Origin of the sequence: Pseudomonas sp. MWU15-20650 (genome assembly GCF_023242475.1) — a bacterium.
GTDB lineage: Bacteria > Pseudomonadota > Gammaproteobacteria > Pseudomonadales > Pseudomonadaceae > Aquipseudomonas.
On record NZ_JALJFG010000008.1, the window covers coordinates 128,778 to 153,191 of the forward strand.

At 59.2% G+C, this 24,414-nt stretch carries 32 protein-coding genes; 27 read left to right on the forward strand and 5 right to left on the reverse strand.

Annotated elements, in window-relative coordinates; genetic code table 11:
• Positions 1-160: 160 nt before the first annotated feature.
• Complete coding sequence (gene apbC, locus M5B43_RS09950) at positions 161-1,255, forward strand: iron-sulfur cluster carrier protein ApbC (protein WP_248749933.1); 1,095 nt, start codon at positions 161-163, stop codon at positions 1,253-1,255.
• Positions 1,256-1,748: 493 nt separating this feature from the next.
• On the opposite strand, the gene fdxA is transcribed toward apbC, so the two are convergent.
• The 3 genes from fdxA to M5B43_RS09965 all read right to left on the reverse strand — a co-directional run bounded on the left by fdxA (position 1,749) and on the right by M5B43_RS09965 (position 5,467).
• A complete protein-coding gene (gene fdxA / locus M5B43_RS09955) occupies positions 1,749-2,072 on the reverse strand; it encodes a ferredoxin FdxA (RefSeq protein ID WP_003208688.1) in 324 nt (107 codons plus the stop codon).
• Positions 2,073-2,214: 142 nt separating this feature from the next.
• The gene (gene mutS, locus M5B43_RS09960; RefSeq protein ID WP_248749934.1) at positions 2,215-4,806 is read right to left on the reverse strand and encodes a DNA mismatch repair protein MutS; all 2,592 of its coding nucleotides are present in this window, start codon (positions 4,804-4,806) and stop codon (positions 2,215-2,217) included.
• Between the two features lie 400 nt (positions 4,807-5,206).
• A complete protein-coding gene (locus M5B43_RS09965; protein WP_248749970.1) occupies positions 5,207-5,467 on the reverse strand; it encodes a DUF3077 domain-containing protein in 261 nt (86 codons plus the stop codon).
• A 183-nt stretch (positions 5,468-5,650) separates the two neighbouring features.
• Here M5B43_RS09965 and M5B43_RS09970 point away from each other — a divergent pair, with 183 nt between their 5' ends.
• The 26 genes from M5B43_RS09970 (at position 5,651) to recX (ending at position 22,359) form a co-directional block, all read left to right on the forward strand.
• The gene (locus tag M5B43_RS09970) at positions 5,651-6,394 is read left to right on the forward strand and encodes an XRE family transcriptional regulator (protein ID WP_248749971.1); all 744 of its coding nucleotides are present in this window, start codon (positions 5,651-5,653) and stop codon (positions 6,392-6,394) included.
• Between the two features lie 140 nt (positions 6,395-6,534).
• The gene (locus M5B43_RS09975; protein WP_248749935.1) at positions 6,535-6,699 is read left to right on the forward strand and encodes a hypothetical protein; all 165 of its coding nucleotides are present in this window, start codon (positions 6,535-6,537) and stop codon (positions 6,697-6,699) included.
• A 283-nt stretch (positions 6,700-6,982) separates the two neighbouring features.
• Positions 6,983-7,321, forward strand: a complete 339-nt coding sequence (locus M5B43_RS09980) for a phage holin family protein (RefSeq protein WP_248749936.1) — start codon at positions 6,983-6,985, stop codon at positions 7,319-7,321.
• A 22-nt stretch (positions 7,322-7,343) separates the two neighbouring features.
• On the forward strand, positions 7,344-7,859 hold the full coding sequence (locus tag M5B43_RS09985) for a hypothetical protein (protein WP_248749937.1): 516 nt from the start codon (positions 7,344-7,346) through the stop codon (positions 7,857-7,859).
• Positions 7,860-7,862: 3 nt separating this feature from the next.
• Positions 7,863-8,471 (forward strand): phage baseplate assembly protein V, encoded by a 609-nt coding sequence (locus M5B43_RS09990; RefSeq protein ID WP_248749938.1) that lies wholly within the window; start codon positions 7,863-7,865, stop codon positions 8,469-8,471.
• A 12-nt stretch (positions 8,472-8,483) separates the two neighbouring features.
• A complete protein-coding gene (locus M5B43_RS09995; RefSeq protein WP_248749939.1) occupies positions 8,484-8,816 on the forward strand; it encodes a phage baseplate protein in 333 nt (110 codons plus the stop codon).
• A complete protein-coding gene (locus tag M5B43_RS10000; RefSeq protein WP_248749940.1) occupies positions 8,813-9,808 on the forward strand; it encodes a baseplate J/gp47 family protein in 996 nt (331 codons plus the stop codon). Before M5B43_RS09995 ends, M5B43_RS10000 begins: the two co-directional genes overlap by 4 nt.
• Positions 9,805-10,533 (forward strand): phage tail protein I, encoded by a 729-nt coding sequence (locus M5B43_RS10005; RefSeq protein ID WP_248749941.1) that lies wholly within the window; start codon positions 9,805-9,807, stop codon positions 10,531-10,533. The genes M5B43_RS10000 and M5B43_RS10005 overlap by 4 nt, the downstream gene beginning before the upstream one ends.
• Entirely contained in the window at positions 10,530-11,060 is a 531-nt protein-coding gene (locus M5B43_RS10010; protein ID WP_248749942.1) for a hypothetical protein, read from the forward strand. The genes M5B43_RS10005 and M5B43_RS10010 overlap by 4 nt, the downstream gene beginning before the upstream one ends.
• A gap of 47 nt (positions 11,061-11,107) precedes the next feature.
• Entirely contained in the window at positions 11,108-11,890 is a 783-nt protein-coding gene (locus tag M5B43_RS10015; RefSeq protein WP_248749943.1) for a phage tail protein, read from the forward strand.
• 11 nt (positions 11,891-11,901) lie between these two features.
• Complete coding sequence (locus M5B43_RS10020; RefSeq protein ID WP_248749944.1) at positions 11,902-12,204, forward strand: hypothetical protein; 303 nt, start codon at positions 11,902-11,904, stop codon at positions 12,202-12,204.
• An 88-nt stretch (positions 12,205-12,292) separates the two neighbouring features.
• On the forward strand, positions 12,293-12,466 hold the full coding sequence (locus M5B43_RS10025) for a hypothetical protein (RefSeq protein ID WP_248749945.1): 174 nt from the start codon (positions 12,293-12,295) through the stop codon (positions 12,464-12,466).
• 2 nt (positions 12,467-12,468) lie between these two features.
• Positions 12,469-13,635 (forward strand): phage tail protein, encoded by a 1,167-nt coding sequence (locus M5B43_RS10030; RefSeq protein ID WP_248749946.1) that lies wholly within the window; start codon positions 12,469-12,471, stop codon positions 13,633-13,635.
• Complete coding sequence (locus tag M5B43_RS10035; protein WP_248749947.1) at positions 13,635-14,141, forward strand: phage major tail tube protein; 507 nt, start codon at positions 13,635-13,637, stop codon at positions 14,139-14,141. Before M5B43_RS10030 ends, M5B43_RS10035 begins: the two co-directional genes overlap by 1 nt.
• A gap of 180 nt (positions 14,142-14,321) precedes the next feature.
• Positions 14,322-14,894 (forward strand): phage tail assembly protein, encoded by a 573-nt coding sequence (locus M5B43_RS10040; protein ID WP_248749948.1) that lies wholly within the window; start codon positions 14,322-14,324, stop codon positions 14,892-14,894.
• Positions 14,891-15,016: a hypothetical protein gene (locus M5B43_RS27250; protein ID WP_283099438.1), complete on the forward strand. Its 126-nt coding sequence runs from the start codon at positions 14,891-14,893 to the stop codon at positions 15,014-15,016. Before M5B43_RS10040 ends, M5B43_RS27250 begins: the two co-directional genes overlap by 4 nt.
• Before the next feature lie 5 nt (positions 15,017-15,021).
• Complete coding sequence (locus tag M5B43_RS10045; protein ID WP_248749949.1) at positions 15,022-17,283, forward strand: phage tail tape measure protein; 2,262 nt, start codon at positions 15,022-15,024, stop codon at positions 17,281-17,283.
• Positions 17,283-17,666, forward strand: coding sequence for a phage tail protein (locus tag M5B43_RS10050; protein WP_248749950.1), 384 nt, complete (start codon positions 17,283-17,285; stop codon positions 17,664-17,666). Before M5B43_RS10045 ends, M5B43_RS10050 begins: the two co-directional genes overlap by 1 nt.
• Positions 17,659-17,871, forward strand: coding sequence for a tail protein X (locus M5B43_RS10055; protein WP_248749951.1), 213 nt, complete (start codon positions 17,659-17,661; stop codon positions 17,869-17,871). The genes M5B43_RS10050 and M5B43_RS10055 overlap by 8 nt, the downstream gene beginning before the upstream one ends.
• Positions 17,872-17,880: 9 nt before the next feature.
• Entirely contained in the window at positions 17,881-18,891 is a 1,011-nt protein-coding gene (locus M5B43_RS10060) for a phage late control D family protein (protein ID WP_248749952.1), read from the forward strand.
• 50 nt (positions 18,892-18,941) lie between these two features.
• Positions 18,942-19,133: a hypothetical protein gene (locus M5B43_RS10065; RefSeq protein WP_248749953.1), complete on the forward strand. Its 192-nt coding sequence runs from the start codon at positions 18,942-18,944 to the stop codon at positions 19,131-19,133.
• Positions 19,134-19,221: 88 nt separating this feature from the next.
• A complete protein-coding gene (locus M5B43_RS10070) occupies positions 19,222-19,647 on the forward strand; it encodes a structural protein (protein ID WP_248749954.1) in 426 nt (141 codons plus the stop codon).
• A gap of 44 nt (positions 19,648-19,691) precedes the next feature.
• Positions 19,692-20,159, forward strand: coding sequence for a lysis system i-spanin subunit Rz (locus M5B43_RS10075; RefSeq protein ID WP_248749972.1), 468 nt, complete (start codon positions 19,692-19,694; stop codon positions 20,157-20,159).
• Positions 20,160-20,240: 81 nt separating this feature from the next.
• On the forward strand, positions 20,241-20,741 hold the full coding sequence (locus tag M5B43_RS10080; RefSeq protein WP_248749955.1) for a CinA family protein: 501 nt from the start codon (positions 20,241-20,243) through the stop codon (positions 20,739-20,741).
• Positions 20,742-20,824: 83 nt separating this feature from the next.
• Positions 20,825-21,883 (forward strand): recombinase RecA, encoded by a 1,059-nt coding sequence (gene recA, locus M5B43_RS10085; protein ID WP_248749956.1) that lies wholly within the window; start codon positions 20,825-20,827, stop codon positions 21,881-21,883.
• A gap of 8 nt (positions 21,884-21,891) precedes the next feature.
• Entirely contained in the window at positions 21,892-22,359 is a 468-nt protein-coding gene (recX, locus tag M5B43_RS10090) for a recombination regulator RecX (protein WP_248749957.1), read from the forward strand.
• Between the two features lie 64 nt (positions 22,360-22,423).
• On the opposite strand, the gene M5B43_RS10095 is transcribed toward recX, so the two are convergent.
• Entirely contained in the window at positions 22,424-23,536 is a 1,113-nt protein-coding gene (locus tag M5B43_RS10095) for a TIGR00730 family Rossman fold protein (protein WP_248749958.1), read from the reverse strand.
• A gap of 297 nt (positions 23,537-23,833) precedes the next feature.
• Positions 23,834-24,274 (reverse strand): PA3611 family quorum-sensing-regulated virulence factor, encoded by a 441-nt coding sequence (locus tag M5B43_RS10100; RefSeq protein WP_248749959.1) that lies wholly within the window; start codon positions 24,272-24,274, stop codon positions 23,834-23,836.
• Positions 24,275-24,414: the final 140 nt, after the last annotated feature.

A 24,414-nucleotide genomic window follows, 5' to 3' on the forward strand; every position in this document is an offset into this window, starting at 1 on the left:
CTTGATGAAACGGAGGTCGGCCACTATAAAGCGCCGGGAAATATATTTCACCCCGTGGCGCTGTTTCTGAATCTTCCCGAGCCTCGAAAGCATGCCGTTGGGCGGCCGGAACGGTTAGGATAGCCGCCTGTTTCAGTCAGTCTTTTTTCGGGAGTAGCCCATGAGCGCCGTCAATCGCGCAGCGGTGGAAGCCGTTCTTCGCCAATACACCGACCCTTATTTGAACCAGGACCCGGTCATCGCCGGCTGCGTACGCGCTATCGAAGTCCAGGGCGACCAGGTTTCGGTCCAGCTGGAGCTGGGTTATGCCGCCGGCCTGTTCAAGAGCGGTTGGGCGCAGATGCTGCAAATGGCCATCGAGGGCCTTGACGGGGTGCGTTCGGCCAAGGTCGACATCCAGTGCGTGATTGCCGCGCATAAAGCCCAGGCGCAGATCCCGGGCCTGGCCAACGTCAAGAATGTGGTAGCCGTGGCATCCGGCAAGGGCGGGGTGGGCAAGTCCACCACGGCGGCCAACCTGGCCCTGGCCCTGGCCCGTGAAGGGGCACGCGTGGGCATTCTCGACGCCGACATCTATGGCCCCAGCCAAGGCGTTATGTTCGGCATTGCCGAAGGCACCCGACCGAAGGTCAAGGACCAGAAGTGGTTCGTGCCGATTGAGTCGATGGGCGTGGAAGTCATGTCCATGGCCTTCCTCACCGATGACAACACGCCGATGGTCTGGCGCGGGCCGATGGTGTCCGGTGCCTTGCTGCAATTGGTCACCCAGACCGCCTGGGGCGACCTGGATTACCTGGTAATCGACATGCCGCCAGGTACCGGCGACATCCAACTGACCCTGGCACAGAAAGTCCCGGTGGCCGGCTCGGTGATTGTGACCACGCCCCAGGACCTGGCACTGCTGGACGCGAAGAAAGGCGTGGAGATGTTCCGCAAGGTCAACATCCCGGTGCTGGGCGTCGTGGAAAACATGGCCGTGCACATCTGCTCCAACTGCGGGCATGCCGAGCACCTGTTTGGCGAAGGTGGTGGCGAGAAGCTGGCGACTCAGTACGGCGTCGAACTGCTCGCCTCGTTGCCGCTGTCGATGGAGATTCGTGAACAGGCCGATGGTGGCAAACCTACTGTGGCAGCCGAACCCGATGGGCAGATCGCGATGATCTACCAGGAACTGGCCCGTCATGTGGGCGCGCGGATCGTCCTGCAAGAAGCCGCTGCGCCGGCGATGCCGACGATTACAGTCAGCGACGACTGACCCTGCTGGAGGAAAAAGCCTCGACTGTGTCGGGGCTTTTTCATGCCTGCGGCTCAGTCAAAGGTGCTCCGTGACGCGTTTACACAATTGCTCGTGTAAGCATTCGCTTACTTTTTCGTAAGTGTTTGGTTTTTTTGCTCGGCGCAGACGTCTCGAATCATCGAACGACTTTTCTAAGCCATTGAAAAATAGCAATTATTTATACTTGTTTGGGTGTTCAAATTTGCCACTGCACGGCTTGGATCCCGTTGAACTTCCCTCGGAACTCTCTAACATCAGCCCCGTGTCCACGGATTGACACGGCCATCAAGGAACGATGGTTGAAGGAACATCGCAGGATGCGATTCATCAGGATGATGAAAAGGAATACAGGGACTAGGGAAAAAATGTGGGCGGGTCATACCGCCCCTTTTTTTTGCCTGTAGAAAAGTAAAACTGGCCACGCAGAAACGCAAAAAGGCCCGCAAGGGGCCTTTTGGGGGCGACGACGCTATCAGCGTTCGAGGTCTGCAATCTTACCTTTTTTGCCATCCCACTCTGCAGCATCCGGCATCGGATCTTTGCGCTCAGTGATATTCGGCCAGATTTCCGCCAGCTCGACGTTCAACTGAATGAATTCCTGCATCTCTGCCGGGACTTCATCCTCGGAGAAAATGGCAACGGCCGGGCACTCTGGTTCACACAGGGCGCAGTCAATGCACTCATCCGGGTGGATAACCAGGAAGTTCGGGCCTTCGTAGAAGCAGTCCACCGGACACACTTCGACGCAGTCGGTGTACTTGCACTTGATGCAGTTGTCGGTAACGACGAAGGTCATTTCTAATTTTCTCCTCAGGCGGCGGCAGCGAAACCCTTTGTGGCAGGGCTCGCGAGGTTCGGGAGCGATAGTCTGCAGGCCAGGCTAAGAGCCTGCAGCATCCCAAACCGCGCGAGAGTCTACCAGCTTGCACGCGTCTGCGTTATATCCGAGTCTGCAGTGCATATAACATTTCGAGCGCTTTGCGCGGCGTCAAGCCATCCAAGTCCAGCTTAGCCAACTCATCCAGTACCGGATGGGGGAGGCTGGCGAACATGTCGCTTTGGTGCGGAGCGCTGGGTTTGTTGCTGGCTTTGGCCGGGCTGGCCACGGGAATCTCGTGGGGCAGGGCGGTTTCCTCCAGGCGGCTCAGGTGCTCGCGCGCACGGGTAATCACGTCTGCCGGCACGCCGGCCAGTTGCGCCACGGCCAGGCCGTAACTCTGGCTCGCCGGGCCGGGCAGCACGTGGTGCAGGAACACGATACGCTCGTTGTGCTCGGTGGCGTTGAGATGCACGTTGGCCACCAGCGGCTCGCTTTCCGGCAGTACGGTCAGCTCGAAATAGTGCGTGGCAAACAGCGTATAGGCGCGCAAATGCGCCAGGCGCTCGGCGGCGGCCCACGCCAGGGACAAACCGTCGAAGGTGCTGGTGCCACGACCGACTTCGTCCATCAGCACCAGGCTGCGTTCGGTGGCGTTATGCAGAATGTTGGCGGTTTCGCTCATTTCCACCATAAACGTCGAACGGCCACCAGCCAGGTCATCGCTGGAGCCGATCCGGGTGAAAATGCGGTCGACCAGCGACAGCTCGCAACTGGCCGCAGGCACAAAGCTGCCGATATGCGCCAGTAGCACGATCAATGCTGTCTGGCGCATGTAGGTGGATTTACCGCCCATGTTCGGCCCGGTGATCACCAGCATGCGCGTGTCATCATCCAGCGAGAGGTCGTTGGCCACGAACGGCGTGGTCAACACCTGTTCCACTACCGGGTGACGCCCCTGCACAATGCGCATGCACGGCTCGCTGACAAACCGTGGGCAATTCAAGTCCAGGTTCAGTGCCCGCTCGGCCAGGTTGCTCAGCACATCCAGTTCAGCCAGGGCGGCGGCGGTGTCTTGCAGCGGCGCCAATCGGCTGATCAAGTCTTCGAGCAAGGCTTCATACAGCATCTTTTCGCGCGCCAGGGCGCGGCTCTTGGCCGACAACGCCTTGTCTTCGAACTCTTTGAGCTCCGGGGTGATAAAGCGCTCGGCACCTTTGAGAGTCTGGCGACGCTGGTAGTCGATCGGTGCCGACTCGGCCTGCTTGCTCGGCAACTCGATAAAGTAGCCGTGCACGCGGTTGTAGCCGACCTTCAAGTTGGCCAGGCCGGTGCGGGCTTTTTCGCGGGCTTCCAGGTCTATGAGGAACTGCCCGGCGTTTTCGCTCAGCGACTGCAGCTCATCCAGCTCGCTGTCATAACCGGTTTTCAGCACGCCGCCGTCACGGATAATCGCTGGCGGGTTGTCGATAATGGCTTTTTCCAGCAGCGCCGCGAGGTCAGGGTAAGTGCCAGCCGTCATGGCAAGCTGTTGCAGGTGCGGCGTGTCCAGTTCGGTCATCGCCACTTGCAATTGCGGCAGGGCGCTCAAGGCATCGCGCAGACGCGCCAAGTCACGGGGCCGCGCGTTACGCAGGCCGATCCGCGCCAGGATGCGCTCAATATCGCCAATTTCTTTCAGTTGTGGCTGCAGCTTTTCGAAGCGATAACCGTCCAGCAGGCAGGTAATAGACGTCTGGCGCGCTTGCAGCACGGTCAAGTCCCGCAGCGGACGGTTCAGCCAACGGGTCAGCAAACGGCTACCCATCGCGGTCTGGCAACGGTCGACCACCGATTGCAGCGTGTTGTCGCGGCCGCCAGCCAGGTTGGTGTCCAGCTCCAGGTTGCGGCGGCTGGCACCGTCCAGCACCACGGTGTCATCCAGGCGCTCATGACGCAGGCTGCGCAAGTGTGGCAACGCGGTGCGCTGGGTTTCCTTGGCATAGCTGAGCAAGCAACCGGCGGCGCCGATGGCCAGGGTCAGGGTTTCGCAACCGAAGCCTTTAAGGTCTTGCACCGAAAACTGCTGGCACAGACTTTTCAGCGCTGAGTCCCGCTCGAAATCCCACGGCGCACGACGCTTGGTCCCACGACGCTTCTCCGCCGGAAGATCCTTGGGCCAATCATCCGGGATCAACAACTCCACAGGATTGATGCGCTCCAGTTCCGCCAGCAGGTTCTCCCAGCCCTTGATCTCCAGCACGCTGAAATTGCCGCTGGTGATGTCCAGTACCGACAGGCCGAACAAACGCTCATCGCCCAATACCGCAGCGATCAGGTTATCGCGGCGCTCATCCAGCAGCGCCTCATCACTCACCGTCCCCGGCGTAATAATGCGCACCACCTGACGCTCCACCGGCCCTTTGCTGGTGGCCGGGTCGCCGATTTGCTCACAGATCACCACCGACTCGCCCAGCTTCACCAGCTTGACCAAGTAGCCTTCAAGCGAGTGATAAGGGATCCCACACATCGGAATCGACTGCCCAGCCGACTGCCCGCGCGCAGTCAGGGTAATGTCCAGCAGCTTGGCGGCCTTCTTCGCATCTTCATAGAAGATCTCGTAGAAGTCGCCCATGCGGTAGAACATCAACTGATCAGGGTGCTGGTTTTTCAGGCGCCAGTACTGCTGCATCATCGGGGTGTGGGAGGACAGATCGGACGTGTTTTTACTCATTGGGTAATAGGCAAATTCGTTGAAAGTGATGGGGCAAAGGGGGCGCGTGGTCCAGTGTCAATCAGTTAAGGAATGCCGACGTCCAGACAAAGCAGGTCGAATGTGGGAGCTGTCGAGCTATAGCGAGGCTGCGAAGGGATCACCGCGCTGTACCTGCCAGACCGCAGCGCCTGCATCGCAGCCTCGCTGAAGCTCGACAGCTCCCACATTTTATCTTCGGTGTCTGCCCAATCGGGGTCGTTCAACTGATCGGCATTGGGCGCTTGGCCCAGCATTTTTTGCGATGGGCGCAAGGTTAACACGTGAAGTCGACCCTTCGCAGGTCGCAAACGGATAGGTAAAACGTAAAAAGGAGCGGCGCATTATTCAAATGCATCGCCCCTTTTTTTGCTTTCACCCTTTACTGATTGTTGCTGGGCGAATCCAGCACCTTCACTACCTCATCAATCACCGCCTTGACCATCTCCTGCAAGTAATGCGATGCCCAGGCATAACGGTCCGTTTCTTTTGTCATCGCCGCATCTTCTGCGAGCTGCTTGGCAACATGGAGGAGGTCGGAGGCGTGGTGCAAGACTTCGTGCAGGGAAACACCGCCGTTGATGCTAAATAGAGGTGGGTCGGAGTGAAAGGAGAAGGGGGTGCTTAACGCAGATCTCTGCAGGTGTCATCCTGCCAGCTTCGGGAAATGCGGTCTGTCCATCTAACATCCCCATCTGTTTCGGTGGTGAGGTAGAGACTATCACGCGATTCCGGCCCCTTTACTGGTGGTAACTTCACTTAATACCTCCGTGTTATGTATAAATATGCAAATTAGCATTTGCCAACCCCCAAAACTCCCGTCACTATCCGCGTTATGCAAAAACGCAACGTTTCTATCGTCTTAAGAGAGCTGCTGGACCGCGACCGGATCTCCCCCACGGAGCTTCACCGGCGTACCGGTGTGCCTCAATCCACACTGTCACGGATCCTCAGCGGCAAGATCGTTGACCCGTCGGACAAACACATCTCCCGCATCGCCGAGTATTTTCGCGTCAGCACCGACCAACTGCGCGGGCGCGCGGCGGTGGGCGCATTGCGCGACGATGGGCGCGATCCGATGCATTCGGAACTCAAGGACATAAGCCTGTGGGATGACGACACGCCCGTTAATGATGACGAGGTGTCGATCCCCTTTCTGCGCGAGGTTGAATTGGCTGCTGGATCAGGAAGATTCGTCATCGAGGAAAGCGAGAAGGCCAGCCTGCGGTTCGGCAAGCGCAGCCTGCGGCATAACGGGGTGCAGTTCGACCAGGCCAAGTGTGTAACGGTGCGCGGCAACAGTATGTTGCCGGTATTGCGCGACGGCGCCACGGTGGGGGTGAATGCCGGCAAGAGCGGCATTGGTGACATTGTCGATGGCGACCTGTATGCCATCAATCACAATGGTCAACTGCGGGTTAAACAGCTCTATCGCCTGCCTTCCGGGATTCGCCTGCGCAGCTTCAACCGTGATGAGCATCCGGATGAGGACTACAGCTTCCAGGAGATCCAGGATGAGCAGATCAGCATCCTCGGTCATGTTTTCTGGTGGGGCATGTACGCCCGCTAACCTCCACACGTAAGAAGAAACCCGCCCATGGGCGGGTTTTTTTTCGCCCGCAGAAACCCGTCAAACCCCAAGCCCGTAAGGCTTCGAATGCATGCGTGCATTTCATGGTAAAAATAAATGCATCTGTGCATTGACTGTATATGCATACATGCATATTCTTCACCTCAAGCCAGCCAACAAGGTCTGGTGGAGGCGGCAAGGATGCTGCCAAGGAAGACAAGGAAGGCACGCAATTCGGCAAGGACGCCATCGAAGCGATGGCAGGGATGCCAGGCAACACCGGCAAGGATGCCGACGCTCTTTAGTTTCAACGCTTCAAAAACAGGCAGCGATGAACCGGCCTTAACGGTTCAGAGGGTTGGCAACTGGCCCGGGTGTGCAGCGTAAAGCACCAGAAGCAGTTATCCGGCAGACAGGGATCGTGGTCGGAAAAACATTGAGGAAAGGACCGTACCGCGCCAGTAGCGCCGAAAGTCCGAGGACATCATTACTGAAAAGCCCGGGCAACCGGGCTTTTTGGAATGCCTACCTATCGAAGTATTTGTAAATGAAATATGGACTCTCTATTGCTCAGCCAGGAGGCGTGACATGACAAATGAACAGCAAGCGTTAGCGGAAATGCCTATCTGGCTGGTCATCGTATTGGCAGTGATCGGCGGCGTGTCTGGAGAAATGTGGCGCGCAGACAAAGAAGGCGCCCGTGGTTGGTCGCTGATCCGCCGTCTGGCGCTGCGTTCCGGGGCCTGCATGGTCTGCGGGGTATCGGCCCTGATGCTGTGTTACGCCGCCGGTATGTCGATATGGACCGCCGGCGCTATTGGCTGCCTGACCGCCATGGCCGGTGCCGATGTGGCCATCGGCCTCTATGAACGCTGGGCGGCCAAGCGCATCGGCATCAACGAAGGTTCCCGTCAGGACCCGCAGTAACCGTTGCAAGGACGCTACTTAAATGACGCTTATCGAAAAGCCATCCCAACTGCCCCAAGCCATCGCTGAGGTGCTGCACGCAGCTTTCCCAGGCTTGAAGGTCGGCAATCATCAGGACTTTCAGGGCGCCGGGGAGAAAACCGGCGTGTTGATCACGGTCGAGGGCAATGGCCCGGGCATTCGATCTCGGGAAGGGCGCAAAGCCCACGCCTTGGACCTTTCGCTCAAGGCCATGGCTGCGCCGGGAGCATTGCCGTTTGATGCATGCGACCTGGCCAGCCAACTCATGGACCTGGTGCTGGATAACCGCTGGAACTTACCGCCGGCACAGTGCGATTTGCCGACCAATATCGTAGCGGCACCCTCGCTGCGGTCCACCTCGGATCCGGACTACGACACCTGGACCGTTTCCTTCACCCAAACCCTTTATCTCGGGCCTGCGTTACTCAACGACCCTATCGGTAAACCGCTGTTTGCCTGCACCTGGGATGTCTCGAACATCGACGACCCCGATCAATACAAGCCACTGGCGGAGTAGCCCATGTTCGACGCGCTGTTACGCATGCAACTGGGGCCGATCATCGAGCGTCTGGCGGAAATGGAGACCCAACTCGAAGACCTGTACCGACGCGCCGACAGCTTCTGTCGGATTGGCATCTGCCAGGAAGTCGATGCCGCAAGCAGTACCTGCAAGGTCAGCCATGGTGAGTTGCTCAGCCCGGCCATCCGCTTTTTCAACCCCAGCGCGGGTGCGCAAACGGAAACGCGCATCCCCTCGGTGGGCGAGCAGTGTCTGTTGCTCAACTATGGCGGCGGTGAAGGCGGTGCGCAGTCCGTGGCCTTGTTCGGCCTCAACAGTAGCCGGTTTCCGCCCGTTTCCACTGTTGCCTCATTGACCCGGCGACGTCATCAAGACGGCACCCAAAGCGACTATGACGACGCCAGCCACACCTTTAGCTGGGTCAACGGCCCAACCACGGTCAGCGGTTCGCGCGAACAGGTCGAGATTGAAGTCGGTGCCGCCAGCCTGACCCTGAGTGCCCAGGACATCACCCTGCAAATCGGCGGCACCCGCCTGGTACTGGATGCCGGCGGCGCGCACTTCAGTGGCCCGGTGGTGGACCACCAAGGACGAGTCATCAGCCCCTGATAAGGACATCCCATGATTGGAATCGAAAGGAACGCCGGGGCAGCCGTCGATGACTGGCTGCAATTCGTGCAGCGCGCTACCCGAGCGTTGACCACCCCTGTGGGCACTCGGCAAAAACGCCCTTTGTACGGCTCGCTGATCCCACAGCTGCTCGGACAGAACCTCGGCGATGACCTGCTGATCCTTGCCCAGAGCCACGCCGCCCAGGCGTTTTACAACACTCAGAACGGCATCGGCGATTTCGAGCCACAGGTCATCGTCGCCACCCGCCAAGGTGCAGGCCTGTTGCTGCGTTTTGCCGGCACCTGGAAAAACCGCCAACAATCCTTCGAGGTCGTGACATGAGCATGCTGATCCCCGGCCAGAACCAACTGGCGGAACCGGCCATCATCACGGTGGACGAGTTCGAACCGTTGCTGGCCGAATTCAAGGCGTTCGTCATCGACTACGTCGCCACCCGAGCGCCGCAAAGCGCGGCCAAACTCAAGGTCAGCCTCGACAATGAAAGCGAGCTGCTGACCCTGGCCCTGGAAGCCTTTTGCGTACGCCTGCAAACCCACGAGCGCAAATACAACGCCCGCATCAAACAGATGCTGGCGTGGTGGGCCACCGGCAGCAACCTGGATGCACGCCTGGCCGACATGGGCCTGGAGCGTCAAGTGCTCGACCGCGGCGACCCGGCGGCTTTTCCCCCGGTGCCGCCGACCTTGGAGAGCGACGACGACGCCCGACTGCGCTACTACCTGGCACCCCATGCGCCGGCGGCAGGCTCACGCATGCAGTATCGCCGCGAGGTCTTCACCCTGGGTGAACGCCCTGCGGTGAAAGTGCAAAGTGCAACGCCAGGCGTGGTGACTGTCAGCTACACCTTCGATCCGGACGGCTATGCGGCCCAGGTCAAAGATGGCAACGGTCGTCGGACTGCGCCGGGTGAAGTGATGGTCACCGTACTTTCTCGTGACGGCGATGGTACGCCGTCGGCTGACCTGCTTGACGGTGTGCGTCGACATTTCGCACGGCCGGACGTACGCCCGGAAACCGATCTCGTCACAGTCCAGGGCGCACAGATCCAACCCTACAAGATTCGTGTGGTGGCCAAGATCAACGCCGGTCCGGATTCGGGGCTGACCCAAGTGGCGGCGCAACAATTGCTGCAAACCTACGCCGACTCCTGCCATCGCCTGGAAGGGCGCGTAGACCCGAGCTGGATCGACTACGCCATCCACAGCGCAGGCGCCGCGCAACTGCAAATCCTTGAGCCGCTGGAGCCGATTGTCAGCACCGCGTTCCAGGCCCCGTATTGCACGGGTGTCGAGGTGGAGGTGCGCACGCTATGAGTGAGCCTAAAGCGAGTTTGTTGCCGGCTAACAGTTCACCGCTGGAAAAAGCGTTGGACCTGGGGTTCGGCAAGTTGCTTGAGCGGGTCATGCCGCCGTTTCCGGCGCTGATGAACCCGCTGTACACCCCCAGTGAATTCCTTCCTTACTTGGCTGCGGACCGTGGCGTCAGCGAATGGGACGCCGACGCCAGCGAGGCGGAAAAGCGCCTGACGGTGGCCTTGTCCTGGCAGATCCAACGCCAGGCCGGTACACCCCAGGCGCTGAGCCATGCGGTGGAGTCATTGGGCTTTACCCCCAACATCAACGCCTGGTACCAGCAACGGCCATTGGGTGTGCCTTATACCTTCGACGTGCAGGCGATTATCGGGCGCAGTTGGTCCAGCGGTGATCACAACCGGCTGATCCGCCGCATTAACGCGGCGAAGAGTGAGCGGGATCAGGCGACGATCACGATTGTTCACGAAACCACTCAAGGCTTGAGGGTCTGCGCCGCGGCTGACCCAGGACTGAGCATTGGTGACGACAGCCGAGCCGGTGCCTTGCCCGAGATGAAGTTACACGGTGTCGTCTCCTTCAGCAGCGCAGCCCACAGACCACTGATCGATGGCGAGTTGCACCTTGAAGGCGCGCTACCCGAACTCGGGCTTACCGCCCGGCTAAACAGTGTCGGGGTTTCCCGGCACTACACCATTAACGACTACGACCTCAGGGCGCAGCCATGACAGATGACATTACGCGCCTGGTGCGCTTCACCTCCAAGGGTTTGGATGAAGTGTTGCAGGCAAAGAACCAGGGCCTGAAAGGCGAAATCACTCATATCGGCGCGGGCACCGGCCGGTATAACCCAGACGGCACAGAAGTGGCCTTGCGCGATGAACGCCAACGGGTCGCTATTGTGGACTACGAGGACCTGGGCGACAGGCAACTCAGGATGGCTGCGCTGTTTGATGGCGAGGCTGAGTATGAAATTGGCGAGTTTGGTTTTTACCTCGCCAGTGGGACCTTGCTGGCTGTTTACTCCGTGGCAGGGAGGTTGCTGACGTATAAAGCGGCGGCGGCACGGGTGCTGCAAAAGTTCACCTTGGATGTTTCGCCGTTGCCGGCGGATAGCGTAACGATTGTAGTGGGGAGTGAAAATTTGAATGTGTTGTTGGCTGAAGAGATCGCGATTATGGCGGCGGCTTCGGTTGGCAATATGTCTCGCCACGTTGATCTGATGTTGCGGGTCATGCATCTCGAAGCGAAATAGTTGCACTGACAAAAGTGCTGAAAAGATTAATTGACAGGGAGTTGATGATGGGAATTGAAGCGACTATCACGAAAGTTGTGGATGCGTGTAATAAACTGACGGAAACAGTGACTAACCAGATTGGCAAAATTGATGCACGGGTAGAGGCAGCATCGAGTCAGTTCACTGCATGGCGTAACAGTGTGCAGGCGAAAGACATTAATGGCCGTGCGCTTTATAAACAGGACATTGACCTTACCGGCTTGTCCACGGATGTGCTTTATCCAGTGTGGTGGAGTATGCCCGGGAATGATGGGGGCGAAACCGAACTGACGATCTCTCGCATTTTTGCTCGAGACAGCGAAAAGGCGCCTTTTGGTGAGGGTATCTATCATATCGCCGGTTTGAGCCTGCAATTGGAAGGTGTTGGTTTTCCATGGAATGGTGATGCTAACTTTCTATCGATCAAACGAATATCGCAAACTTATCGCGAAACGGTTCGGGGCATCTCGTTTGGGATGATTTGTACAGCTCGTGCCGTTACAGGGCTTAAGCCCATGTATGTCGGCTTGGTCGCTGGTCAACTGACCACCTCTCCACAATTTTCCGGAATGTACCTAAGAGGTGGTTTGAGTTACACGATCACCAAGACGTTTGATTACCCTGTGAGTTTTAGCAAGGTGGACACCGAAGTGATCATGAAAGATGACGTCACGGCTGATTGGGAAGTGCGTTGGGTCGTGAAGCCTTACGCACTGGCCCAAGCCGATGCCGTGCTTGGAAAGACTTACCCAGAAAAGCGCTTGGCCTATTCCTATGATAACGACACTCGGTATACCGCCAAGGTTTAAGGACTGATCAAATGACTTTGTTTATTGAAAAACTGGTAACTCCAGCAGGCGACTCGCTGATCAACGTACCTGCCAGCGTGCAGACACTTAAAGGTCTTGGTTTTAGCGATGTGGCCGCTCAGGCGCTGATCGAGAAAGCCGCTACCGCTGCGGCACTCGCTAGCACTATTGTTGCTCGCCGATCTGCCTATGCCAGCGAAGCTGACCCGATGTACCTAGAGTGGCAATTCGACGGTACGGCTGAAAAGGAGAAAGAGTGGCGAGCGAAAGTAGCCGAAATCAAGGCGCGTTTCCCGTTGCCAGAAGAGAAGTAATTACCCACCGCGAAAGCGGTTTTTTTTCGCCACCCCAAAGCCCCTCCTCGAAGGGGCTTTGGCGTTTTCTACCCGGAGAATTCCACCCATGCAAAACCGCCAAACCTACACCGTCCTCATCCCATTCCCCATCGGCAACGGCCATTGGTCCACCGCTGGCGAAGAACTGGAACTGCTCGACGTCGAAGCATCCGCCCTGCGCACCGTTGGCCGTCTGGAAGTGACCCGCGTCCTCAACTCCACCCCCAAGAAGGCTGAATAACCATGGCAGAAGTCCTGAACTTCGAGCACAACGGCATCACTGTAAATGCCACTGAATCCCCCGAGGCCATGGGTGGCCTTGGCGATAACGTGATCGGCCTGGTCGGCACCGCGCCGAATGCCCACGCATCGATCCCAAAAAACGCGCCGTTTCGCATCAACAGCTTCACCACCCAGGCGCTGCTGGACCCTACCGGCACCGAGTCGGGCACCTTGTTCCAGGCGGTGTACCAGATCCTCAAAGTGGTCAAGGTACCGGTCTATGTGGTCATCGTGGAGGAGGGCGCGACCCCGGCTGACACGATCAACAACGTGATCGGCGGCAACGACCCGGTTACCGGTCGAAAACTGGGCCTGGCGGCCCTGAGCAGCGTGCCTGAAGACCTGACCATCATCGGTGCTCCAGGCTTTACCGGCACCAAGGCCGTGGCCGGTGAGTTTGCCTCCTTCGGCAAGCGCATCAAGGCCCGTGTGGTGCTGGATGGCAAGGACGCCTCGGTGGCCGATCAAGTGACCTACAGCGGCGAGTTGGGCGGTGCAGACCTGGGCTTCGACCGGTGCCTGCTGGTGCACAACATGCCGTCGGTGTATTCCAAGGCGGCGAAGAAAAACGTATTCCTGTCGCCATCCTCGCTGGCCATCGCCGCCTTGGCCAAGGTCAAGCAGTGGGAAAGCCCGGGTAATCAGGTGACCTTCGCCGAGGACGTTTCCCGCGTAGTCGAGTACAACATCCTCGACACGTCCACCGAAGGCGACCTGCTCAACCGTTACGGCGTGAGCTACTACGCGCGCACCATCCTCGGCGGTTTCTCGCTGCTGGGTAACCGTTCCATCACCGGCAAGTTCATCAGCTACGTCGGCCTGGAAGACGCGATCAGCCGCAAGCTGGTCAAGGCCGGCCAGAAAGCCATGGCCAAGAACCTCACCAAATCCTTCATGGACCAAGAGGTCAAGCGCATCAATGACTGGCTGCAAACCCTGGTCGCCGACGAAACCATCCCCGGCGGCAGCGTGTACCTGCACCCGGAATTGAACAGTGTCGAGAAGTACAAGAACGGCACCTGGTTCATCGTCATCGACTACGGCCGCTACGCGCCGAACGAACACATGATTTATCAACTCAACGCCCGCGATGAAATCATCGAGCAGTTCCTGGAGGACGTTCTCTAATGTTTACCAACCGTGTAAGACAGGCCATTGCGGCCACCCTTCAAGGCCTGCCGTTGTCCGCGACTGTGGAAGAATTCACCCCGCCGAAGATCGAGTTCGACATGGAAGCCATGTCCGGCGGGCGCTTCATCGCCGAAGAAATGGCCAAGAGCGGCAAGGTGTTGAATGCCAAGTTGATCCTGCAAGGTGCTGGCCCGGAAATCATGCTGGCCCTGGGCGTGCGCAGGGGCGACGACATCCTGTTGAACGTGCGTGAAGCCGGCCAGGACCAGGACGGCAAGACCTACTTCACCTACCACACCGTCGGCGGCAAGCTCAAATCCCTGGAGGAGGCGAAGCTGAAAATGGGTGAGAAGGCTACCACTACATTGGAACTGTCCTGCCGCACCTACAACCGTCTGGAAAATGGCGTTTCGGTGATCGACATCGACGTGCGCACCCAGAAGTTCGTGCTCAACGGCGTCGACATTCTGGGCGATGCGCGCCGCGCCGTACTGATGCCGTAAGGATAACTGCAATCGAAGCGGGCACGGTCAATGTGGGAGTCGGGCTTGCCCGCGATGCAGGCGGCTCGGTGCGTCTGGAGCACCGAGTTGATGCTATCGCAGGCAAGCCAGCTCCCACAGAGACCGCGCTCAGATTGGGATTCCCGTGCTTTTCAATACCGCTCTACAAGGAATTGCCCCATGGCCTGGATGCCACCGTTGCATATCCTGCTGGCTCCGATCACCGCCGACACCGGCGCGACGATCCAGCAGGTTCAGCTAAAACCGTTGTTCTACGCCGCGCAAAAAGACGCGCTGGCCCGGGCCGGTGATGACGAGGACGATCAGTTTTTCGAACTGGCGAAACTCGCCACCGGCCTGTCGGAAAAAGAGCTCGACCAGCTCAAGCGCCCTGATTACGTGAGCATTGCCCAGTACGTACACGAGATGTCGACGCGCCCGACGTCGTTCTTCCTGAATGCGGATGAAGCGACACCCCACGACCAACCCGTCCAGTTGCTATTGCCCCTGGAGGCAGCCGGTCGAACCCTGACCGAACTGCCCCTGGAAATGCCCGCCCTGCGCGCCACCAAGGTGATGAAAAAACTCGCCACCAACAAAGAGCGCGCCGAGTTCATCACCGCTCATTGCACCGGCCTGATGATCCCCGACCTGGCCGGTCTGACCGTGCCCGACTGGACGGAACTGCAGGAGCGCATCGACGATTTTTTAAATCAACCGGCGGACTTCTTTCGGCGCGCGACATCGAAGTGATCCTCGATGTGGTGCCGCTGATTTACTCGGTCAATGAGGCGGAGATCCTCGACTGGGACGCCGGGAAAGCAATGCGCCGCTACGACATCGCGATCACTCGCCTTGGGGTTAAACAGGAGTAGAACGGATGGCAAACGGTGATTATTCACTCAAGCAAGCCTCCCTCGATAACGTGGGGAGTGTGCCCCTTGCCGCCGCCGAAGGCAGTCACACGCAGGCGGCTATTGCCACGCAGCCGCAAGATAGCGTTGCTCATCTTGGTCTGGCGCTGACTAATGCCAGCGTGGCAATCAGTGGGCTCAACGTGTCGCAAGGGCTACTGCGAGACAGTGTGGATGTGCTTAACGCCAGTCTCCTGTCGCATGCGCAGTTGCTTGGAGCCTCAGCGGCGCGCCAGAAAGAAAATGAAGCCTGGCAAAGCAGTCCGTCAACAGATACATCCAAGCCTCAAGCTACGAATGGGGCCGTCGCCCAGCCGCCGGTGTTGTCCAAAGCGTTGGATGGCGCGATGACGGACTTGGATCAGTTGCTGCAATTTCAGGGGCGCCAACGCAAGCACCTGAAGCAAGCCAACCTTGACCTTGTCACCGAACCGGTGATGGCGGCCACCGGCGCGAGCCCGGCCGAGCTTGCCAAGGTTGAATACGTCGCCGCCAAGTCGGGTATCGGTGGCGGTAGCCAGGCCGACCCACAACAGCGCCAGCAAGCGTTGCTGGAGTTTGCCCGTGATACGGCGATCACCGCGTCGTTGTTCAAGATTGAGGTAAAAAACGCGGGCGAGATGATGGGCGCCTGGCGTACGTCGATGAATCTGGATCGAAGCCAGGCCATGGACCTGGCGGATGCGACTTTGCGTCTGGGTAGCAGTCAGGGGCTACAGGCGGAGTCGGCCGACATTGGTGCCATCGTACAGCGTCAAGGCGCCGCAGCCACTGGCGCCGGCATGCAACCCGAGCAGGTTGCCGCGCTTGCGGCGGCCTTGCTGAACGCCGGCAACGATAAGGCCGATGCCAGCATCGGGGTAGAGACAATCAGCGCCGCCTTGGGCAATCGCAACAACGCCTCCGTCGAGCAACAGCAGGCTTGGGCCACCCTGGGCGTTGATCCTGGAAAGCAAGACTCTGCCGGTACGCTGGTGGCGGTGCTGGGCGCCTTAAAAGCCCGCCCTCCTGAGCAACAGGCCACGTTGGCCGCGCAGTTATTTGGCGGTAATCAGGCGATCCTGACGCTGATTCCAGCCCTTGCCGGCGTAGAGCAAGCTCTGGCGCTGGTTGCGGATAAACAACAATACGCAACCTCTGTGCTGGGTGAACGCGGTGCGATCATGCGGGCCGCTGCGGTACGTGGCGACACCACGCAGGCACGCCGGGATGCCTACGAGGCCAGCAAGAAAAGGCTGGGCGCGGCGAGTGACAGTGCGAGCGCTGGCGTAGCGGCGCCTGTGGTGAATTTGGCTTTGTGGGCCGACACCACCGCGCTCAATAGCCTCAGTAGCGTGGTGGAGGCTATGCCCAATACCGCGGGTGCGGTGATCACGGCTGCAAACGCCGTCGGAGCTATCGGCGCTACGGTTAAACCGGTGGTTTCCGGTGTGTTTGGTGCCATGGCAGACAAACTCTACGGCAAGGCTGCGGATAAAATCCTTGGCGTGGGGGCTGCGGCACTGAGCCCAAGCCTGGGGGCGATGTTTGCCGAAGGTGGCGCCTGTTGTGAGGGGGGCGGCTCCAGCAAAAGCCGCAAGGGCGGCAAGTCCGGTAAGCCTGGCAAGCAGCCTCGTACTCGTCAGCCACGTAGACCTGCCAGTGCTGACCTGAGAGGTACTGGCTCCCTCGGCCCACAGGGTGCACAAGCCAAGGCATCACCTTGGCGTAGCGCCGTGAAAAAGGGCGCGGGGTTGCTCGGAAAAACCACCAAGTTAGGCGGCGTGGCACTTGCCCCGCTGAGCATGGCTTATTCCGCCGTGCAGACCGTGCAGGCTTATCGCGAAGGCGACAAAGTCGCTGTGGGCAGCGGTATCGGCTCGATGGTCGGCACTGCGGCCGGTGCAGCCCTCGGTTCGCTGATCCTGCCCGGTGTGGGCACGGCAATCGGAGGTGCGTTGGGTGGCCTGCTGGGCAGCGATATCGGGGCGTGGATAGGTGACAAAGTCGCCACGTCCGACCGCCTGCCCACACCGGCTGACGTCAGCCAGAAAATCGCCAGCAGTGCCCCGGCAGACAACCGTCAAATCAGCATCAACCCGGTGATCAATATCAGCGGCGTGGACCCGACGGCGGCACAACAAGTGGCCAATATGGTGATGCAAACCCTGCAGAACCAACTCATGCCGACGATGGACAATGCGCTGGCGGTCAGACGCGGCGCCTCATTGAACGATGGAGCGGTGTGATGCGACAGCAAATGGTGTTAGGCAGCTTCATTTTCGGGCTGTCGCGAGGCTTTGCCTATAAGACCCTGCAGCGTCAGTCGGACGGTGGTTGGGTCAACCTGGACATCGTCGCCAGCAAGCCTCAGTCCCGTCAGGCCGGGCAGAAACTACAGAGTCTGACGTTCGCCGGTACGGCGATGCGCGGCCTGGGCATGCAACGCCTGGATGAGTTGCGGGCGTTGCAGGACCTGCGCCGGCCGCTGCCGCTGGTGGATGGTATCGGTCGTAACTGGGGGTTGTGGCGTGTCACGAGCGTTACGGAGAGCCAGTCGGAGGTGATCGATGACGGCACTGCCATGGTGATTAACTGGACGCTGGTGTTGGAGGAGTTCGTCAATGCGTAGGGTACGAAGTATTGCCGGTGATTCGGTCAACCTGCTGCTCTATCGCGAGCTTGGGCGCAGCGATGATGCCGCGGAAGAGCGTCTCTGGCGCCTCAACCCCGGGCTCGCCGAACACGGTCCGGTATTGCCGGCTGGCGTCTGGGTCATCGTGCCCGAGCTTGAGTCACGGCCTGCCGCACTGCGGCCCGTTTCCGCCTGGGATTAAGGAGGTTGCATGTCGATGGGATTCACGCCTTTCGTGGAGTTTTACGGTACCAATGCGGCGCTGCTCAACCAACGTCTGATGCAACTCAAACACACCGATGCGGCCGGTATCGAGTCCGACCGGCTGGAGCTGATGCTCAATATCGAGGGCCTGGAGGGCTTGCCCAGCCTGGGGGGCAAGATCGGTATGCGAGTCGGTTATCGCGAGTCAGGCCTGGTCGAGAAGGGGGCGTTCATTGTGACCCAGCGAACTCCTCATCTTTTCCCCATGCGCCTGGCTATCGTGGCGTCGGCAGCGCCTTTCAGTGTGGCGGACCAGAGTGGTTTTCGGCAGCGTCGCTCGCTCAGTCATGGGCCAACGACCCTGGGGGCGTTGTTCCGCCAACTGACAACGCGTCATGGTTTTTCACCCCGGGTGGATCCCGAGCTGGACGTCATCCCGATTTCCCATGTCGATCAATCCAATGAAACCGACATGGGCTTTATTACTCGGCTCGCCGCTCGCTTTGATGCGGTCACCAAGCCTATCAACGAGCTGTACGTGTTGGCCAAGCGCGGGCAAACCAAGTCGATTTCACGCCAGCCAATACCGGACGTGAGCCTGTCGGTGACCCAGGACAATCGCCCGGGCGACCAAGCGTTTATCAGCGCCAAGATGGAAGACACGGCACGGGCCAAGTACCAGGGCGCTAGCGCCAGTTGGTGGGACGGCGGCACGGGCAAGCAGCGCAAGATCGAGGTCGGTGTCGCACCGTTCAAGATCCTTCGCCAGCGTTTCCAGAACGCCGATGAAGCCCGTGCCGCCGCCGAAGGGGAGTTGCGCCGAGTGGGGCGCGAGGGGCTTAAGTTGACCATTGACTGTCCGGGTAACCCGCTGCTGGCGGCCGAGGGCCTGCTGCTGCTGGATCAGACCTGGCCAGCTTATATGCAAGGCCGTTGGTCCATCGACACGGTGACCCACACTTTCGATACGACGCAAAACTACCGCAGTTCGATTGCTGCAAGCGGTCTGTCGATTTGAGATTGCAAGGCTTTGAGCGCACCCACTGATCTCACACAGGAGCCACACCGATGAACGACGAAGATTTGGCCGCGATCAACCGTTTGATCGCCGCCCTGCAAACCCAAACCGATGGCCAGGTGGGGCTCAACGCAGCCTTGCGCCTCTTGGCCCAGAGCAACCAGGCATTGGTCGACGTGATCAAGAGCCGAGAACCGGACCCGAATGCACCGCCTTATCTGGATGGTAAACCGGCGCCCTGATTCAGCTTCGACCTGCCTTGCACGCAGCGCCAAACACGTTGCACCCCACAGCCCGCCTTCGCGGGTTTTTTATTGCCTGGAGAACGCAATGCCGGTCACAGAGCCCCGTGGGGTACGTAACTGTAACCCCGGGAATATCGACTACAACCCAGCCAACCAATGGCAGGGCCAGCTCAAACCTGACCCTGCCATCGAGAAGCGATTTGCTCGATTTGATACGCCCGAGAATGGTATCCGAGCGATGGGCAAGTTGCTGCTGATCTACCAGCGCAAGTACGGGCTCAGAACGGTGAGGGCGATCATCGGCCGGTGGGCTCCCGATGTTGAGAACGATACGGCAGCCTACGTTCATGCCGTCGAAGTGAGCAGCGGCACCCAGCCTGGCGCAGAAATCGACCTGACCAGGTCAGCGGTGATGCGTGGGATCGTCAAGGCTATCATCCACCATGAGAATGGAGGGTATGCCTACCCCGACGCGGTGTTGACCGAGGGTGTGCGCAGGGCGTTGCTTTGACTCGGCTACCGAAGCTGATCGGCCTGCTGTTCTTGGTACTGGCCATGGCAAGCACTGCAGCGATTACCTGGCAACTCCAAGCCTGGCGCTATGGTTTGCAACTCGAACGGCAGTCAGCCTCCCAAGCCGATGTGCTCAAGCAGCAGCTGCAGACGGTGCTACATCAACAGCAACTCGAACAGACCCAGCGTCTGACCCTGGAGCAACAACTCAACACCAGCGACCAACAACACACTCAGGAATTGAGCGATGCCCAACGCAACCAAGCTGCTCTGCGTGACCGCCTGGCCACTGCTGATGTGCGGTTGTCAGTCCTTCTCGACGCCACCGACCCCACCAGTAACCGTGCAGTGCCTGCCGCCCCCAGCCCCGGCAGCGTGGTTCATGCAGCCCCGCGAGCCCGACTTGACCCGGCGCATGCTCAGCGAATTATCGGCATCACCGACGACGGTGATAGCGCCCTGATTGCTTTGCGTGCCTGCCAGGCGTATGTGCGAGCCGTCGTGCGGTAGTCTCTTGATGCATGCTGTAACTTGCATGGCCGCTAGGCTCCTGTAGGGTGGGCAAAACCCCGCCCACTCTTGGAGACGACCGTGAAGGAAATCACTCAACTGGCTGCTGAACTGGGTCGCCGCTTGCAAGTGCTCAATGCCCACGTCACCACTGCCGAGTCCTGCACCGGCGGCGGTATTGCCGAGGCAATCACGCGGATACCGGGCAGTTCGGCCTGGTTCGAGGCGGGCTATGTGACTTATTCCAACCGCCAGAAGACCCGGCAACTGGGTGTGCCGGAGAAGCTGTTCGCCAAAGTCGGCGCCGTCAGCCAGGAAGTGGTAGAGGCGATGGTCCGCGGCGCGCAGGAAAAAAGCCTGGCTAGATTTGCGGTGGCGGTCAGCGGTGTCGCGGGCCCCGATGGCGGTTCGCCGGACAAGCCGGTGGGCACCGTGTGGTTGGCCTTCGGGGTGGGCGAGGAGGTGACGGCTGAGCTTGCGCACTTCCCTGGCAACCGCGACGAAGTTCGCCGACAAACGGTAAAGGCCGCGCTAGAGGGCTTGTTGCGACGAGCTGCAGCAGAAATCGAAAATCAGGGGTAGGCGATCCCGGATCTTTGTGGAACAATACTGTCTACTTATACAGGTGTTGGCCGTCAGGCCTTATTGATTACGTGAGGACTTTAATGGACGACAACAAGAAGAAAGCCTTGGCTGCGGCCCTGGGTCAGATCGAACGTCAATTCGGCAAGGGTGCCGTAATGCGTATGGGCGATCATGACCGCCAGGCGATCCCGGCTATTTCCACTGGCTCTCTGGGTCTGGACATTGCGCTCGGCATTGGCGGCCTGCCAAAAGGCCGTATCGTTGAAATCTACGGTCCTGAATCTTCGGGTAAAACCACCCTGACCCTGTCGGTGATCGCCCAGGCTCAAAAGATGGGTGCTACCTGCGCGTTCGTCGACGCCGAGCACGCCCTGGACCCTGAGTACGCCGGCAAACTGGGCGTCAATGTCGATGACCTGCTGGTTTCCCAGCCGGATACCGGCGAGCAGGCCCTGGAAATCACCGACATGCTGGTGCGCTCCAACGCCATCGACGTGATCGTGGTCGACTCCGTGGCGGCCCTGGTACCCAAGGCTGAAATCGAAGGCGAAATGGGTGACATGCACGTGGGCCTGCAAGCCCGTCTGATGTCCCAGGCGCTGCGTAAAATCACCGGTAACATCAAGAACGCCAACTGCCTGGTGATCTTCATCAACCAGATCCGTATGAAGATCGGCGTGATGTTCGGCAGCCCGGAAACCACCACTGGTGGTAACGCGTTGAAGTTCTACGCTTCGGTCCGTCTGGATATCCGCCGTACCGGCGCGGTGAAGGAAGGTGACGAGGTGGTGGGTAGCGAAACCCGCGTTAAAGTCGTGAAGAACAAAGTGGCCCCGCCTTTCCGTCAGGCCGAGTTCCAGATCCTCTACGGCAAGGGTATCTACCTGAACGGCGAGATGATCGACCTGGGCGTGCTGCACGGTTTCGTCGAGAAGTCCGGTGCCTGGTATGCCTACAACGGCAGCAAGATCGGTCAAGGCAAGGCCAACTCGGCCAAGTTCCTGCAAGACAACCCGGATATCGCAGCAACGCTTGAAAAGCAGATTCGCGACAAGCTGCTGACCGCAGCGCCAGACGTGAAAGCTGCCGCCAACCGCGAGCCGGTTGACGAAATGGAAGAAGCTGACACCGATATCTGAAGCAAGCAATGACTGTTGTACTGGATACACTCGTCGCCGTTCGGCGCACTGCGATGGACCTGCTCGCTCGCCGCGAGCATGGTCGAGTCGAGCTGACGCGTAAACTGCGCCAGCGCGGTGCAGAGCCTGAAATGATCGAAACGGCCCTCGACCGGTTGACGGAAGAAGGGCTGTTGTCAGAGTCCCGTTACCTCGAAAGTTTTGTGTCCTACCGAGCGCGCTCCGGCTATGGGCCGGCGCGAATTCGCGAAGAACTGACCCAGCGAGGCCTGCAGCGCGCCGATATTGACCTCGCCTTGCGTGAATGCGATATCAGTTGGCAGTCGCAGTTGGAAGACACCTGGCGTCGCAAGTTTTCTGGGCATCTACCAATTGATGCCAAGGAGCGAGCGAAGCAAGGGCGCTTCCTGAGTTATCGCGGGTTTTCGATGGAGATGATCAGTCGCTTGTTAAGTGGCCGGGATATGGACGACTGACTGAACGCCACACAACAAAAGGCCCACTATGAAAATAGTGGGCCTTTTTTTTTTGCTCAAAAAATCACGCCGGTTCTGACGTCACACGCTGTTGCGTCTTGCCCTGAGCCTGCGCCCAGTTCTCTGGCAAGTTGATGTAATCCACCAGTTCCCGCAACCGCCCCTGATCGCGACCGTTGAAGTTGAACACCAGCCGTGTCAAATGACTGAACCTTGGCTCGTCATGCTCCTCACCCGTATAGGCAAGCTGCTGAAATTCCCCGCTCAGCCTCAGGCTCGCGAACTCTTTCTGCAAATGGGCCAATGCTCGATCACTGAGTGGATGATTCATACGCACCACAAACTCACGCTTCAGCCAGCGGGTGGAATGGAAGTTGGCATAGAACTGGTTGATCTCTGCCACTGCTTCTTCTGCGCTGTACACCAGGCGAACCAGCTTCAGGTCGGTGGGCAGGATATAGCGATTGGCTTCCAGCTGGCTGCGGATAAAGTCCAAGGCGCCTTGCCAGAACCCGCCGCCGGGTGCGTCCAGCAACACCACCGGTACCAGTGGGCTTTTGCCGGTTTGGATCAGGGTCAATACTTCGAGTGCTTCATCCAGGGTGCCGAAACCACCCGGGCACAACACCAACGCGTCGGCCTCCTTGACGAAGAACAGCTTGCGGGTAAAGAAAAAGTGGAATGACAGCAGGTTTTCGCTGCCATCAATGGTCGGGTTGGCGTGCTGTTCAAAGGGCAGGGTGATGTTAAAGCCCAGGCTGTGCTGCAGGCCCGCGCCTTCGTGGGCCGCCGCCATGATGCCGCCGCCGCCGCCGGTGATCACCATCAGGTCCGACTGTGCCAGCATCGCGCCGACCTCCCGGGCCAAGGCATACAAGGGGCTTTCGACGGGGGTTCGGGCGGAGCCGAACACTGTCACTTTGCGTCGGTCCTTGAACTGCTCCAGGACGCGGAAGGCATTATCCAGCTCGCGGATGGCCTGCAAGGTGATTTTGGCATTCCAACGGTTACGGTCGTCCTGGGCCATGCGCAGGACGGTGAGGATCATGTCGCGATAAAGGGCGGTATTCGGGCTGTTGGGAGCGATCAACTGGAGTTGTGCGTCGACCTGCTGCGTGAGGTCGGTCCCGTTTTCTTCAAAATGACGGATCAGGCGGTCATTCGATTCGTAAGGCATTCAACTTCTCCTTCTTCACAGGGCCTGGGTGGTCGACGAGAGCGTCGTCGGGGCCACGACACTGCATGTGTTGTGGCATGCCACATGAGGCAAGCCTCTTTTGCCCTGAAAGTGTTACAGAACAGCATTGGGAACTGCTGTGAGCGGACGGATGGGATGACTTGATGATGAGCCGAAAAACCCTTGGCTGGCAACCGCTTATTGATCAGTCGTCGCAGCGCTCCGTTGTCGGCTGGAGTGGTGGCGGGGTGGGGCGTGCGCGCCACTGGACAGTGGCGCGCGAGGGGCGAGCGGTGCTTACTTTTTCTTCTTCGCCGCAGCCGGTGCCGGGCAATCGGCTTCCACGAACTTGACCGATGCCACTGGGCGGTTGGTCTTGTTCTCAGTGATTTCGTAGCGCATCACTGCGCCCTTGGCCATCAATTCGCGGTAACCCTTGTTCAGGCATACGCTTTGCCCCAGCTGGAAATACACGGCCTTGGGGTTATCGCGCATTTGCTCTGCCCGGTCAGGTTGCACACTGAGGTGATCAATCAGTTGCATACCTTCTACGGTGTAGGCCACTTCCAGGGTTTTTTCATCGATTTCCCGGGGCAGGTCCTTGTTGCTTTCGGCTGCGACGCTTTGCAGCTTCCTGTTCATTTGGGCCTCCAGCAGCGAGGCCGCGTGGGCGCCCATAGGCAAGACCAACGCAAGGGCGACGGATGGGGCAACAAGGCGCAGCATGGAACGCAGCATGAAACTCTCCTGATTCGGTTACTGGTGCATAGACCAGCCACTGCGCTGTGCGTTCAGTGGCGCGCAATTATAGGTGAGCCGTTGCCACTACAGCCAGGCGTATCGCTGGTAAACTGCTGGCACTTCTGTCCCCACGAGTT